The sequence below is a fragment of the Salinispirillum sp. LH 10-3-1 genome (genome assembly GCF_030643825.1).
GTDB lineage: Bacteria > Pseudomonadota > Gammaproteobacteria > Pseudomonadales > Natronospirillaceae > Salinispirillum.
Window position 1 is genome coordinate 933,081 of sequence record NZ_CP101717.1, and the last position, 14,142, is coordinate 947,222.

Sequence of the window (14,142 nt, forward strand, 5' to 3'; positions counted from 1 at the left end):
GAAACAAAGCGAAATGACACAACTGATTGGTACAGACAAGCAGCGAGTCGTTATTGGGTTGGGTAAAACCGGCTACAGTATGGCGACTTGGCTGGCTGCGCAGGGCGTACCGTTTCGAGTGATGGATACTCGAGCGGATGCACCTTACGCCGCGCAATTTGCGGCAGAACAGCCGCAGGTTGAGCTGTGTCTGGGTCAGTGGGCAACAGACTGGCTGAACAGTGCCGACGAGGTTTACGTGAGCCCAGGTGTTGCTTTAGCAGAGCCGGCGTTGGTCTCGGCCATCGCGAAGGGTGCCCAGGTGGTCAGTGACGTCGCGCTTTACGCCCGCAATACCCAAGCACCCATCATCGCGGTGACAGGGTCAAATGGTAAAAGTACGGTGGTCACCTTATTGGGTGCCGTAGCCGAGCGTCTGGGGCTGAACGCGGCAGTGGCAGGCAACATCGGTAAGCCAGTCTTGGATCTTATGGACGAGTCGCATGAATTGGCCATTCTTGAGTTGTCGAGCTTTCAGCTGGAAATGGTCGAGCATTTAAACGCGCGTGTGGCCATGGTGTTAAACATCAGTCCTGATCATATGGATCGTTACGAGGATCTGGCAGCTTACCGGCTCGCTAAACATCGTATCTTCAATGGCTGCGATAGCTTGGTCGTGAATGCCGATGACGTGTTGACCCAACCCTTGATGTCGAGTGCCCGGCCTTACATGGCGTATTCGTTGAAACGCAAGGATATTGGCATGTTGAGCGCTGACGTTGACGCTGCGGGTATTCATGTGTTCGACGGCTTGCAGGAAGTGATTCACTGGCCGACGTTGCGTTTAAAAGGGCGACACAATCTACAGAATATTTTGGCGGTGCTGGCGGTGGCAAAGCTAATGTCATGGCCAATGGCCTCGGTTGCCGAAGCCATTGCTGCCTTTACTGGATTACCGCACCGCTGCGAGTGGGTCGCCGAGCAGCATGGCGTAACCTTCGTGAATGACTCAAAGGGCACCAATGTCGGCGCAACCGTGGCCGCCCTGGAGGGCTTAGCGCCTGAATGCACAGGGCGGCTGCACCTGCTGTTAGGCGGCGATAGCAAGTCCGCTGATTTTTCGCCCTTAGCCGCTGTATGTCAGAAGCTTGCGGTTGCTGTTTATACCTATGGGCGTGACGGAGCCTCGATTGCCGATGCGTGTGAAAAAGCCGGTGTCGCTGCAATGCGGGCCGAGACGATGCAAGACGCTTTAGCACAAGCACGTGGTCATGCGGTAGCCGGTGACTGGGTGTTGTTGTCACCAGCGTGTGCAAGTTTTGACCAGTTCGCAAATTTTGAAGCGCGTGGTGCTGCTTTTGTACAAACCGTGCTGGGAGGTGCTGCATGACGACAGCATCACTCTACGAAACCTGGCGCGAAGATCGGTGGCTCGACTGGTCTAATGTTGATCGGACGTTGGTGGTACTTGGTGTTTCCCTGGCCTTGTTTGGCTGGTTGATGATTACGTCGGCTTCGATGGATTTTGCTGAGCAGAATCTGGGTAATCCTTTTGCGCTTATGCAGCGTCACGGCGTTTATCTGGCACTTGCTTGCATTGCCTTTGCTATTACCGTGCATGTGCCCATGGCCTTGTGGTATCGCTTGGGCGCACCCATTTTATTGCTTGGCTTTGTGTTGCTGGTATTGGTGCTGGTGCCAGGTATTGGACGGGAAGTTAACGGCAGTTGGCGCTGGATCAATTTAGGCTTTATTCAGTTTCAGCCCAGCGAATTGGCCAAATTGGCGATGATTCTCTACGTTGCAGGCTATTTAGTGCGTCGGCAAGACGAAGTTCGGACTAGCTGGCGCGGCTTTCTTAAGCCGCTTCTTGTAGTGGCGGTGATCACTATTTTGCTCTTGGCTGAACCGGACTTCGGTGCCGTGATCGTCATCATGGCGACCATCATGGGCATGATGTTTTTAGGTGGTGTGCGTGCTGGACAGTTTTTCGTCACCATTGCAGTAGCGATTTTGTCGGCTGGCATTATGGCGATCACACAGACCTACCGTGTCGCACGACTGATGTCATTTATGAACCCATGGGCGGAAGAAAATGTTTTTGGGTCAGGCTATCAGCTGACCCAGTCTTTGATTGCATTTGGCCGCGGCGAGCTTTTCGGCGTAGGGCTCGGCAATAGCTTGCAAAAGCTCTTCTACCTACCGGAAGCCCACACCGACTTCATCGTCGCCATTATTGCGGAAGAACTCGGTTTGTTTGGCATTTTGGTGTTATTGGCTGCGTTAGCGTGGTTGGTATCTCAGATTATTATCGTTGGCTGGCGAGCGGATCGGGCTGGGCAATCGTTCGGTGCTTATATCTGTTTCGGTATAGCGATTGTGTTTGCCCTACAGATATTTATTAACGTAGGTGTGAGTTCAGGACTCCTGCCGACCAAAGGACTGACGTTGCCTTTGGTGAGTTACGGTGGGACCAGTCTGTTGGTCAGTTTCACCATGCTTGGCCTTGTAGCGCGGGTATCCGCTGAAACTTCAGCGAACGCTGCTGCCCAGCAGGGAGGTGCTCATGAGCAAGCCTAGAGTATTGATCATGGCTGGTGGCACTGGCGGGCATGTTTTCCCTGGGCTGGCGGTAGCAGACCGCATGCGCGATCTAGGTTATGAGATCAATTGGCTAGGTACTGGGCGCGGTATCGAAAACGACCTAGTGCCCGCGGCAGGCTATCCCTTGCACCAGTTGACCGTGACCGGCGTGCGCGGCAGCAGTGCTGTGGCTCGACTGCTGGCACCGTTTCGAATTGCACAATCCGTATGGCAAGCGATGCGCACGCTGCGGCATTTCAAGCCCGATGTGGTGCTCGGCTTTGGGGGCTATGCATCAGGCCCTGGCGGTGTTGCGGCTCGCCTGCTGCGTATTCCCTTAGTGATTCACGAACAGAATGCTGTGGCGGGAACGACCAACAAGCTGTTGTCACGCATTGCCAATTCTGTGTTGTGTGGTTTCCCGAATGCTTTTGGGCCCGCAGTGCAATGTACGGTGGTGGGTAATCCGGTGCGTGCCAGTTTGGGCGAGATAGACTCACCGACAGCGCGCGGGCTTGCCATGCAGACGCCGTTTCGCCTGTTGATTTTGGGTGGCAGCCAAGGTGCCCAAGCGATCAACGAGATGGTACCGGAAGCTTTGAGTTTGTTGTCGCCAAGCGAGCGACCACAGGTACGACACCAATGCGGTAAGGCTAATTTGGTCGCGACCCAAGCGGCGTACGCGCGGGCCGCGGTCAATGCCAACATAGAACCTTTTATTACCGATATGGCAGAGGCGTTAACGCAGGCTGACTTGGTCATCGCAAGAGCGGGTGCTTTAACTGTTGCCGAGATTGCCGCCGTGGGTGTGAGCAGTGTCTTAATTCCGTTTCCGCACGCGATTGATGACCATCAGACCAGCAACGCGCGCGCCCTGGTTGACCTTGGTGCGGCTACCCTGATGCCGCAGAGCGGATTAACCGCAGAGGCCCTGGCAGCGACCCTGCGCGAGCAATTGCAAACAGAATCTTTATTGAGCCGCGCCACAGCGTCACGAGCGGCCGGCAAACCCGACGCAACTGAACAGGTTGTGCGTGAGTTACAGCATTGGATGGGAGAGAAGGTATGACCTTCAAAAAAGCAAATATCACTGTGTTTGATGTACCGGAAATGCGCCGTATTCGCCGCGTGCACTTTGTCGGGATCGGTGGCGTGGGTATGTGTGGTATTGCCGAAGTATTGCTGAACCAGGGCTATGCTGTTTCTGGTTCAGATATACGCGCAAGTGCAACGACAAAGCGTTTAGAGCAACTGGGGATGGACATCACCATTGGTCACCAAGCCGAAAATGTCACCCAAGCCGATGTTGTAGTGACCTCCACGGCGGTGAAGAAAGACAACCCTGAAGTGGTGGCCGCGACTGAGTTACGTATCCCCATGGTTCCGCGTGCTGAGATGCTCGCTGAGCTGATGCGGTATCGCCACGGTATTGCGGTTGCCGGTACACACGGTAAAACCACGACGACCAGCTTAGCCGCGTCGGTATTAGCCGAGGGCGGACTGGACCCTACCTTTGTCATCGGTGGACGTCTTAACAGCGCTGGCACCAATGCACGGCTCGGTACCTCACGCTACCTCGTAGCTGAGGCGGATGAAAGTGATGCGTCGTTTCTGCACTTGCAGCCGATGGTGGCCGTGGTAACCAACATTGATGCCGACCATATGGATACCTATGGTGGTGATTTCGAGAAAGTGAAAGACACGTTCGTGTCCTTTCTGCACAACTTACCGTTCTACGGTTTAGCCATACTGTGTGTGGACGACGAATACGTGCGAGAAATCCTACCGCGCGTGGGTCGCCCAACGGTGACCTACGGCGTCGCAGAAGACGCGGATTATCGAGTGACTGACATCAAGCCTGAAGCCTACAGCACAGCCTTCACCGTGCATCGCCCGGGCGGACTGCCGCCACTTGCGGTGCGGGTCAAAATGCCCGGCCAGCACAATGTGTTGAACGCGGCCGCTACCGTGGCAATGGCGACGGAAGAAGGCGTGGATGATGTGTCCATCGTCAAGGCATTGGAGCAATTTGCCGGTGTGGGACGACGTTTCCAGGTTCGTGGCGAATTTAAAAATGCGAAAGGCCAGATGATGTTGGTGGATGACTACGGTCATCACCCACGTGAGCTGGAAGTAACCATCGAAGCCGCGCGGCGCGGTTGGCCGGAACGGCGCTTGGTGTTGGTGTTTCAGCCGCACCGTTTTACGCGGACGCGCGACCTGTATGAAGACTTTGTGCGCGTATTGTCCAAAGTGGATGTGTTGGTGTTGCTCGACGTGTACGGCGCGGGAGAAGACCCGATCAACGGTGCCGACGGGCGATCATTGGCGCGCAGCATTCGCCAGCGTGGACAGGTTGAACCGGTGTTTGTTGAGAACATCAGTGATGTGGTCGGCCTGTTACCGAATTTGTTGGAAGATGGCGACCTGGTGATTGCGCAAGGGGCCGGAGACATAGGCGGGTTAGCCATCGAACTACAGAATAGAGAACTGGGTTTTAAAGCATGACAAAGGTGAACACGCAAGGTCATCAAGCAGGCAAGGTCGCGGTGTTGTTCGGTGGCAAGTCGGCTGAGCGCGCGGTATCGCTGCAAAGTGGTCAGGCCGTTATTGATGCTCTGCGAAGCAGCGGTGCGGACGTGCTAGCGATTGATACGGCAGAGCCTTTTTTCGACTTGCTGACATCGGAGAATGTTTCTCAGGTGTTCATCGCCTTGCATGGTCGTGGCGGTGAAGACGGGAGTATCCAAGGTTTTCTGGATACCCTGGGCATACCCTACACCGGCAGTGGCGTTGCGGCCTCTGCGCTGGCCATGAACAAGGTCATGACCAAGCAAATCTGGCAAGGACACGGGTTGCCAACAGCGCGCTATGAGCTGCTGGACGAAGACAGCCATTGGGCCGATGTATTGCAGCAACTGGGTGGCAAGGTGGTGATCAAGCCAGTGCTCGAAGGGTCCAGTATTGGCATCACCATCGCTGACAGCCCTGAACAAGTGAAGGCCGGGTTTACGCTGGCTCGGCAGTTTGATCGGGTGGTCATGGCTGAGCAATTTATCGATGGCCCGGAATACACCATGAGCATTCTGGACACTGCGGACGGTTTACAGGCCTTGCCGGTTATTCGCATGAAGTCGGCCGGTCAGTTCTACGACTACGATGCAAAGTATGAGCGTGACGATACTCATTACTATTTGCCATCCGGCCTGTCGGATGCAGATGAACAGGCGATTCAAGATTTAGCACTGCAAGCTTTTCGAGTGCTGGGTTGCGCCAATTGGGGACGAATCGATGCCATGCGCGATGCCGACGGCAGTTGGTATCTGTTAGAAGCCAATACAGTGCCTGGGTTAACCAGTCACAGTTTGGTACCCATGGCGGCTAAGGCAGCGGGTCTGGACTTCCCCGCCTTAGTGCACACCATTTTGGCAAGGCACGGAGGCTGATACGGTGACACGACGCGGTGCGACACGGCGGCGGGAATGGCCTCGCCTGGAAGTATCTTTGCCCACCGTCTCGGTGCAAGTTTGGCAGCGCTTGGTGTTAGGGCTGTGTGTGATAGCAGGGGTGGCGTTGGTAGGGCTGTCGGTACGTGGTTTAACGCCGGAGCAGGTACGCTGGACGCTGGATACAGAGCTGCTGTTCCAAAGTGAAGATGAAGTCATGGCCGTGGTAGAGCAGTACGCCGACGTCAGCTACTGGAAGCTGTCGTTGCCCGAGGTAGAGCAGTCGTTGGCAGCCTTGCCTTGGATCGAGCAGGCTACTTTGGTGCGTCAATGGCCAGACCGAGTGGTGGTTCGAGTCAGCGAACAGACGCCATTGGCGTATTGGAACGACAGTGCCTTTATTAACAGTCGCGGGCAGGTTTTTGGTCCCAGTGATCTGGTGTTTGAGCTGCCGAAGTTGTCCGGGCCGGACGGTCGGGCGACCGATGTGATGACGCATTACTTGCAGTTCAGCCAGATGTTCAGTGCCATGGGGTATCGAATTGATGCCTTGGATCTGGCCCCACGAGGTGCATGGACTGTGCAGTTGGACAACGGTGTTGAAGTGCGCCTTGGGCAGAAGAATATTTTACAACGGGCGCGTCGTGTGGCGCGTGTGTTGGGAGAGACAAACGACCGGGCACAGACCGGAAACATCGCCGTCATGGACGCGCGCTATCAATTTGGTGTAGCAGTGGAATGGAAAGCAGAGACAAGAGCGGGAGAGTCAGCATGAGTTCATCACACAAGGGCGAATTGATTGTCAGCTTGGACATTGGTACGTCCAAGGTGGTGGCCATTGTCGGGCTGGTTAATGCGGAAGGCGGTCTTGAAGTAGTTGGTCTTGGCTCACATCCCGCTTACGGCATGAAGAAAGGCGTGGTGGTCAATATCGAGTCGACCGTGCAGTCGATTCAGCGCGCCATCGAAGAAGCCGAATTAATGTCAGGGTGTGACATTCATTCCGTGCACGTGGGCATCGCCGGTAGTCATATTCGCAGCCACAACAGTCACGGTATTGTCGCCATTCGGGACAAAGAAGTGCAGGAAGCGGACGTCGAGCGTGTGATCGATGCAGCGCAAGCGGTCGCGATACCAGCGGATCAGAAAATTTTACACATTCTGCCGCAGGAGTATTTGATCGATAACCAAGAAGGCATCAAAGAGCCTTACGGGATGTCGGGTGTGCGCTTGGAAGCCAAGGTGCATTTGGTTACGGCCGCCGAGAACGCGGTGCAGAATATTGAAAAATGTGTACGTCGTTGCGGCCTGGAAGTGGAGCAGATCATCCTTGAGCAACTGGCGTCAAGCTACGCCGTGTTGACCGCCGATGAAAAAGAATTGGGCGTGTGCATGGTGGATATCGGCGGCGGTACCACCGATATGGCGATTTTTACCGAAGGGGCTATTCGCCATACCTCGGTGATCCCCATCGCCGGTGATCAGGTGACCAATGATATCGCCATGGCTTTTGCTACGCCGACGCAGCACGCCGAAGAAATCAAGGTGAAATACGCTTGTGCACTGGCGCAGTTAGCGGGGGCACATGAGTCCATCAAGGTGCCGAGTGTGGGTGATCGCCCACCGCGTGAACTGTCACGTCAAGCATTGGCAGAGGTGGTTGAGCCGCGTTATGAAGAATTGTTTTCATTAATTCAGGCCGAACTGCGCCGCAGTGGCTATGAAGAAATGATACCGGCAGGCATCGTGCTGACCGGAGGTACCTCCCGCATGGAAGGTGCCGTAGAACTGGCCGAAGAGGTATTTCATATGCCTGTTCGGCTCGCTTACCCCACTGGTGTAACAGGCCTGACCGACGTAGTACAGAGCCCTGTGTATTCCACTGGTGTAGGGTTGCTGTTGCACGGACTGCAGCAACTGGAATTGCAGGGCAGTAAAAAGAAGAAACGCGCCCAGAAACAACAAGCAGGGTTTTGGGTTCGTTTTAAAGACATGGTCAAACAAAATTTCTAATGGATAGAACAGGAGCAGGCAAAATGGCTGAATACGAAAAGGCAATGACATCAGGTGACATGTTCACCTTGGTAGAGTCTTCACCGAATCAAGCTGTCATTAAAGTAGTGGGTGTTGGTGGTGGCGGTTGTAACGCTGTCCAACACATGTTGGCGACCAATCAGGTGCCTGGTGTGCAGTTTATTTGCACCAACACAGACGCCCAAGCGTTAGATGTTTTAGATGGTGCTACCGTGTTGCAGTTGGGTGGCGCCCTGACGAAAGGGCTGGGTGCGGGTGCTAACCCGGAGGTCGGTCGGCAGTCCGCGATTGAAGATCGCGATAAGATTGTAGAAGTGCTGCAAGGTGCCGATATGATCTTCGTTACCGCCGGTATGGGTGGTGGTACGGGTACAGGTGCCGCGCCGATCGTCGCTGAAGTGGCGAAAGAATTAGGTATTTTGACGGTGGGCGTGGTTACCAAGCCGTTTAAATTCGAAGGACGTCGCCGGATGAAATTGGCAGATGCCGGTATCGAAGCCTTGCGTCAGCATGTGGATTCATTGATCTGTATCCCTAACCAGAAGTTGTTGACCGCTATGGCGGATGACGTAAGTCTGTTAGACGCTTTTGCCGAAGCCGACAACGTCTTGCTGAACGCCGTGCAGGGTATCTCTGACCTGATCATCCGTCAGGGTAAGATCAACGTCGACTTTGCCGACGTCCGTACGGTCATGGCCGAAATGGGCATGGCAATGATGGGTGCCGGTGTGGCGCGCGGTGAGAATCGTGCAACTAAAGCAGCCGAAGCGGCGATTCGCTCTCCGCTGTTGGAAGATGTCGATCTGCGTGGTGCGCGTGGTGTGCTGGTTAACATCACCGCAGGCGTTAACTTGGGACTGCACGAGTTTGAAGCCGTCGGTGACATCATTGAGGAATTTGCGGCGGAAGATGCTACAATTGTAATTGGTACAGCTATCGATCCGGAACTCACTGATGAGATTCGTGTGACTGTGGTAGCGACCGGGATTGGTGAGAAAGACGAAAAACCCGTCATCGCCGTCGACAACACGCGTAAAAAAGTCGAAACGAATTACCAGAAACTGGATCGACCCACCGTGATGCGCCGTCGTGACGACGAAGTGCGTAGTCAAAATACTGGCGCAAAACCGCAAGGAATGGACGATTTACTTGACGTTCCTGCGTTCTTACGCCGTCAGGCTGATTAACACTTTGTATTTTTGGAATCGGAGTCTATCTGCTATGATCCTGCAAACTTTGAAACAACCGTTTAACAGGTAGGACTCCCAAGACATGGTGAAGCAACGCACGCTCCGAAACGCCATTAAAGCCACAGGCGTGGGGCTACACTCTGGAGAGAAGGTCTTTTTGACGCTTCGTCCTGCTCCAGTGGACACAGGGATTGTCTTTCGTCGGACAGATCTCAGTCCAGAGGTAGAGATACAAGCCTTTGCAAAAAATGTGGGCGATACGACCTTATCAACGACATTGATGAAAGGTGACGTGCGTGTAGACACCGTGGAACACCTGCTGTCGGCCATGGCTGGCCTCGGCATAGACAACGTCTATGTCGATGTCAGTGCTGCCGAAGTGCCCATCATGGACGGCAGTGCAGGTCCGTTTGTGTTCTTATTGCAGTCCGCTGGCATTGCCGAGCAGGATGCGGCCAAAAAATACATTCGTATTATTCGGCCTATTGAAGTGCGTGATGGCGACCGTGTAGCGCGGTTTGAGCCCTATGACGGCTTTAAAATCAGTTTCAAGATTGATTTTGATCACCCGGTTTTCGCTAATGGTAAGCAGTTCGCTAGCCTCGATTTTTCTTCATCGACCTTTGTGAAAGAGATCAGTCGGGCACGTACCTTTGGCTTTATGCGGGACTTCGAATATCTGCGCGCGAACAACCTGGCGCTTGGTGCTAATTTCAATAACGCCATTGCTATGGATGAATACCGTGTTCTGAATGAAGACGGTTTACGTTACGAGGATGAATTTGTGAAGCATAAGATTTTGGACGCTGTCGGCGACCTTTATCTTTTGGGACACAGCCTTATCGGCCATTTCATTGCCGAAAAGTCGGGGCATGGTCTTAACAACCTGCTGCTGCGTGAATTGATCTGTCACCCAGAAACTTGGGAGTACATGACCTTTGACACGGCCGAGGCAGCTCCTATATCTTATCGCCCAGTACTAGCGTAAAGCGGACGTAAGCAAAATTATGGATATCATTCTTGTCAGTCGCCGTCATGGCAGCTCAACACACATTCCGCGCTGGCTCGGCAAATGGGTGGTCCCGTTTTTCATTGCGGTCATTTGCGTGACTTTTTTTGCTGGCTATCGCGTTGGTGCGCCCATTCATGAGATGGCGCTGAGTAAAGACGCCATGAGTCAGTGGGAAAACGAAATCAGTAAGCAGAAAGCTGAAGTAGAAAAGATCTCTCGTCTGACCTACGAACAGCTGGATGCGTTGACCGTCCGACTTGCTGAGTTGCAAGCACGCTTGACGAGAGTCGATGCACTGGGCGAGCGCTTGGTACAGGTCGCCGGTTTAGAAGACGGTGAATTTGATTTCACCATGATGCCTGGGGTCGGTGGGCCAGAGATGTCTGGAGAGGGCATGTCTTATCGTCCTCCGTCCTTTATGGAGGCCCTGGATCAGTTAGACAGCCATATCGTCAGTCGTAGTCATCAGTTGTCCATCTTGGAATCTGTTTTGCAGAACCGAAATATCGAAGCACAGACGTTTGTGGCCGGTCGTCCGGTGGGTTCAGGCTCGTGGATGAGTTCGCGCTTTGGGTATCGTACCGATCCGTTCACTGGACGTATCACGTGGCACAATGGTTTGGATTTCGCTGGCCGACAGGGTATTGATGTTATGGCAGTGGCCGCCGGGGTTGTTGTCTACAGTGGCGATCGTGGCGGCTATGGTAATACTGTCGATATCAACCATGGCGGTGGGTATGTTACCCGCTATGCACACAATAAAGAGAACCTGGTCAGTGTCGGTGATATCGTAGAAAAGGGGCAGCCCATTGCCTTGCTGGGTTCGACAGGTCGTTCTACAGCACCGCACGTTCACTTTGAAGTATATCTTAATGGCCGAGCGGTAGACCCGGCCCCGTACATTACGCGTCGTATGAATTGAGATGAATGCTTTGAAAAACGCCCATTGAGGATTGCTTAGAGTCAGTCTTTAATGGGCGTTTTTTGTTGGTCTAGAATACCTTTCGGGGTGCTAGTGTTCGCTATTGGCCGCTAGGCCTTTGCAGCAAGAGTAGCAGCCCCTTTGGCGCTATTGCTCCCTGCGCTACCGCGCAAAAGTGTGCGCCTGCACGCTTTTTCTCCTGATTCAACATGCCTACATGCGCAATAAATCTGATATAGTACCGCCATTCAATTTTTTATCAGAAGAGTGTCATGTTTACTCAGTTAGCCCGAAAGATCGTTGGTAGTAAGAACGAGCGTGAAATCAAGCGACTCGGTAAAATAGTCGCCCGAATCAATGCGATGGAAGCCGAAATTCAAGCATTGGATGATGCGGCTCTAAAAGCGAAGACCGAAGAATTTAAAACCCGTTTCAGTGCGGGTGAAACCCTTGATAAGCTGTTGCCAGAGGCCTTTGCCGTTTGTCGCGAAGCCAGTGCGCGCGTCATGGGCATGCGTCACTTTGACGTCCAGTTGATCGGTGGCATGGTATTGCACAGCGGTAAAGTCGCTGAGATGAAAACCGGTGAAGGTAAAACCTTGGTGGCCACTCTCGCCGCGTACCTGAATGCGCTTAGCGGTGAAGGTGTTCACATAGTCACCGTGAACGACTACCTGGCTGCTCGTGACGCCAATTGGATGCGTCCACTGTATGAGTTTCTCGGTTTGAGCGTCGGCGTCGTGCGTGGCCAGCAGCCAGCGGAAGAGAAGCGGGCGGCCTACTTGTGCGACCTGACGTACGGCACGAACAATGAGATGGGGTTTGACTATCTGCGCGACAATATGGCCTTCCGCAAGGAAGACAAGTTTCAGCGCGGTCATGCCTTTGCTGTGGTCGATGAAGTGGATTCGATTCTGATCGATGAGGCGCGTACACCGCTGATCATCTCCGGTCCGGCAGAAGACAGCTCCGAGAAATACATCCAACTTAATAAGCTGATTCCGCGTTTGCAGCGGCACATTCCTGCTGACGAAGGTGTAGAAGAGCAACCGGGCGATTTTAAGGTCGATGAAAAAGACCGGATGGTTGAACTCACTGAACAGGGCCATGAAAAGCTCGAAGCCATGCTGATTGAAGCGGGTTTGCTGCAAGAAGGTGAGTCGCTGTATGCACCACACAATCTAACCTTGTTGCACCATGCGCATGCAGCCTTACGGGCGCATAACCTTTTTCAGCGTAACGTCGACTACATTGTGCAGGATAAAGACGTTGTTATCGTTGACGAGCATACCGGCCGTACGATGCCGGGGCGTCGTTGGAGTGAAGGCTTGCACCAAGCGGTTGAAGCCAAAGAAGGGCTGCCGATTCAGCGTGAAAACCAGACGCTCGCGTCGACAACTTTCCAGAACTACTTCCGTCTGTATCAAAAGCTCTCGGGCATGACAGGTACGGCAGATACAGAAGCCTTTGAGCTTAACCAGATTTACGGCCTTGATGTCGTAGTCATCCCGACGAATAAGCCAATCTCTCGTCAAGATCACAATGACCTCGTGTATATGTCCGAAGCCGACAAGTACACGGCGGTAATCAAAGATATCCAAGCCTGCGTGGCTGCAGGGCGCCCTGTCCTAGTTGGTACAGCCTCGGTGGAAGCCTCGGAGCGTATTTCGTTGGCCTTGGACAAAGAAAAAGTTAAACACAGCGTTTTGAACGCTAAAAACCACGCCAACGAAGCGCAGATCATTGCCGATGCGGGTCGTGCTGGTTCCGTGACCATCGCCACCAACATGGCGGGACGTGGTACAGACATCGTATTGGGTGGTAACTGGGAGTCTGAAGTTAAGGCTTTGGAAAATCCTACGGAGAATCAAATCGAGGCGATCAAAGCCGCATGGCAAGAGCGCCACGATGCCGTGCTGGCGGCTGGTGGCCTCCACATTATTGGTACTGAGCGTCACGAATCTCGTCGTATCGACAACCAGTTGCGTGGTCGTGCTGGCCGGCAGGGCGATCCGGGGTCGTCGCGCTTCTATCTGTCGCTAGAAGACAACTTCATGCGAATTTTCATGTCGGACCGCATGAAGTCCATCATGCAAGGCTTAGGCTTGGAGAAGGGTGAGGCCCTAGAAGCCAAGATGGTCTCCAATGCCATAGAAAAAGCTCAGCGTAAGGTAGAGAACCGCAACTTCGATATTCGTAAACAGTTGTTGGAATACGATGACGTCGCGAATGACCAAAGAACCGTGGTGTATCAGCAGCGCGATGAGTTGATGGACGAAGCGGATTTAACCGAAATCATTGATAATATTCGTGCCGATGTGGTCGGTGCCGTTGTCGATGAGTTTATTCCCCCTCAGAGTCTTTCCGAGCAGTGGGACATTGAAGGCCTGGAAGCACAGTTGCAGACCAATTTCGCCGTTAATTTGCCGGTTAGCAAGTGGTTAGAGGCTGACGATCATCTCGATGAAAAAGGTATCCGCAAGCGCATTTTGGACGAGATCGTTCAGTCCTACAAAGCCAAAGAAGAAGTGGCCGGCGCTGATGCTTTGCGTCAGTTCGAAAAGCAAGTGATGTTGCAAGTACTGGATCAGTTGTGGAAAGAACACCTGTATGCCATGGACCAGTTGCGTCAGGGTATTCACCTGCGGGGTTACGCGCAGAAAAATCCAAAGCAAGAATACAAGCGGGAAGCCTTCGCGCTGTTCCAAGAAATGCTCGAGTCCGTGAAGCGCGAAGCCATTCGATTGCTGTCGCACGTACAGGTGCGTAGCCGTGAAGAAGTGGAAGAGATGGAACGTCGTCGCATAGAGCAGCAGAAGGCCATGGAAGAACTGCAACGCCGTCAGGCCGAACAGCGTGAAATAGCTTCACAGCTGCCAGGCGGTGGGGCTGAAGTACCTAAGGTAGGGCGTAATGAGCCTTGCCCATGTGGTTCCGGTAAAAAATACAAACATTGCCATGGCAGATTAGCGTAGG

Annotated in this window: 11 protein-coding genes; all 11 read left to right on the forward strand. The window is 53.6% G+C overall.

Translation table 11 applies throughout. From position 1 onward, the window contains the following. Positions 1–13 precede the first annotated feature (13 nt). Complete coding sequence (murD, locus tag NFC81_RS04090) at positions 14–1,369, forward strand: UDP-N-acetylmuramoyl-L-alanine--D-glutamate ligase (RefSeq protein WP_304996263.1); 1,356 nt, start codon at positions 14–16, stop codon at positions 1,367–1,369. Then, positions 1,366–2,559, forward strand: coding sequence for a putative lipid II flippase FtsW (ftsW, locus tag NFC81_RS04095; protein ID WP_304996264.1), 1,194 nt, complete (start codon positions 1,366–1,368; stop codon positions 2,557–2,559). The genes murD and ftsW overlap by 4 nt, the downstream gene beginning before the upstream one ends. Next, the gene (gene murG / locus NFC81_RS04100) at positions 2,546–3,631 is read left to right on the forward strand and encodes an undecaprenyldiphospho-muramoylpentapeptide beta-N-acetylglucosaminyltransferase (protein ID WP_304996265.1); all 1,086 of its coding nucleotides are present in this window, start codon (positions 2,546–2,548) and stop codon (positions 3,629–3,631) included. The genes ftsW and murG overlap by 14 nt, the downstream gene beginning before the upstream one ends. Continuing rightward, positions 3,628–5,070 carry a UDP-N-acetylmuramate--L-alanine ligase gene (gene murC / locus NFC81_RS04105; RefSeq protein ID WP_304996266.1) on the forward strand — a complete coding sequence of 481 codons (1,443 nt, stop codon included), beginning with the start codon at positions 3,628–3,630 and terminating at the stop codon, positions 5,068–5,070. Before murG ends, murC begins: the two co-directional genes overlap by 4 nt. Beyond that, positions 5,067–6,008, forward strand: a complete 942-nt coding sequence (locus NFC81_RS04110) for a D-alanine--D-alanine ligase (protein WP_304996267.1) — start codon at positions 5,067–5,069, stop codon at positions 6,006–6,008. Before murC ends, NFC81_RS04110 begins: the two co-directional genes overlap by 4 nt. Positions 6,009–6,012: 4 nt before the next feature. Further along, on the forward strand, positions 6,013–6,783 hold the full coding sequence (locus tag NFC81_RS04115) for a cell division protein FtsQ/DivIB (RefSeq protein WP_304996268.1): 771 nt from the start codon (positions 6,013–6,015) through the stop codon (positions 6,781–6,783). Continuing rightward, positions 6,780–8,021: a cell division protein FtsA gene (ftsA, locus tag NFC81_RS04120; protein WP_304996269.1), complete on the forward strand. Its 1,242-nt coding sequence runs from the start codon at positions 6,780–6,782 to the stop codon at positions 8,019–8,021. The genes NFC81_RS04115 and ftsA overlap by 4 nt, the downstream gene beginning before the upstream one ends. Before the next feature lie 59 nt (positions 8,022–8,080). After that, entirely contained in the window at positions 8,081–9,229 is a 1,149-nt protein-coding gene (ftsZ, locus tag NFC81_RS04125) for a cell division protein FtsZ (protein WP_304996943.1), read from the forward strand. A gap of 85 nt (positions 9,230–9,314) precedes the next feature. Further along, positions 9,315–10,220, forward strand: a complete 906-nt coding sequence (gene lpxC / locus NFC81_RS04130) for a UDP-3-O-acyl-N-acetylglucosamine deacetylase (protein WP_304996270.1) — start codon at positions 9,315–9,317, stop codon at positions 10,218–10,220. A 19-nt stretch (positions 10,221–10,239) separates the two neighbouring features. Further along, on the forward strand, positions 10,240–11,166 hold the full coding sequence (locus NFC81_RS04135; RefSeq protein WP_304996271.1) for a M23 family metallopeptidase: 927 nt from the start codon (positions 10,240–10,242) through the stop codon (positions 11,164–11,166). 272 nt (positions 11,167–11,438) lie between these two features. Then, on the forward strand, positions 11,439–14,141 hold the full coding sequence (secA, locus tag NFC81_RS04140; RefSeq protein WP_304996272.1) for a preprotein translocase subunit SecA: 2,703 nt from the start codon (positions 11,439–11,441) through the stop codon (positions 14,139–14,141). Position 14,142: the final 1 nt, after the last annotated feature.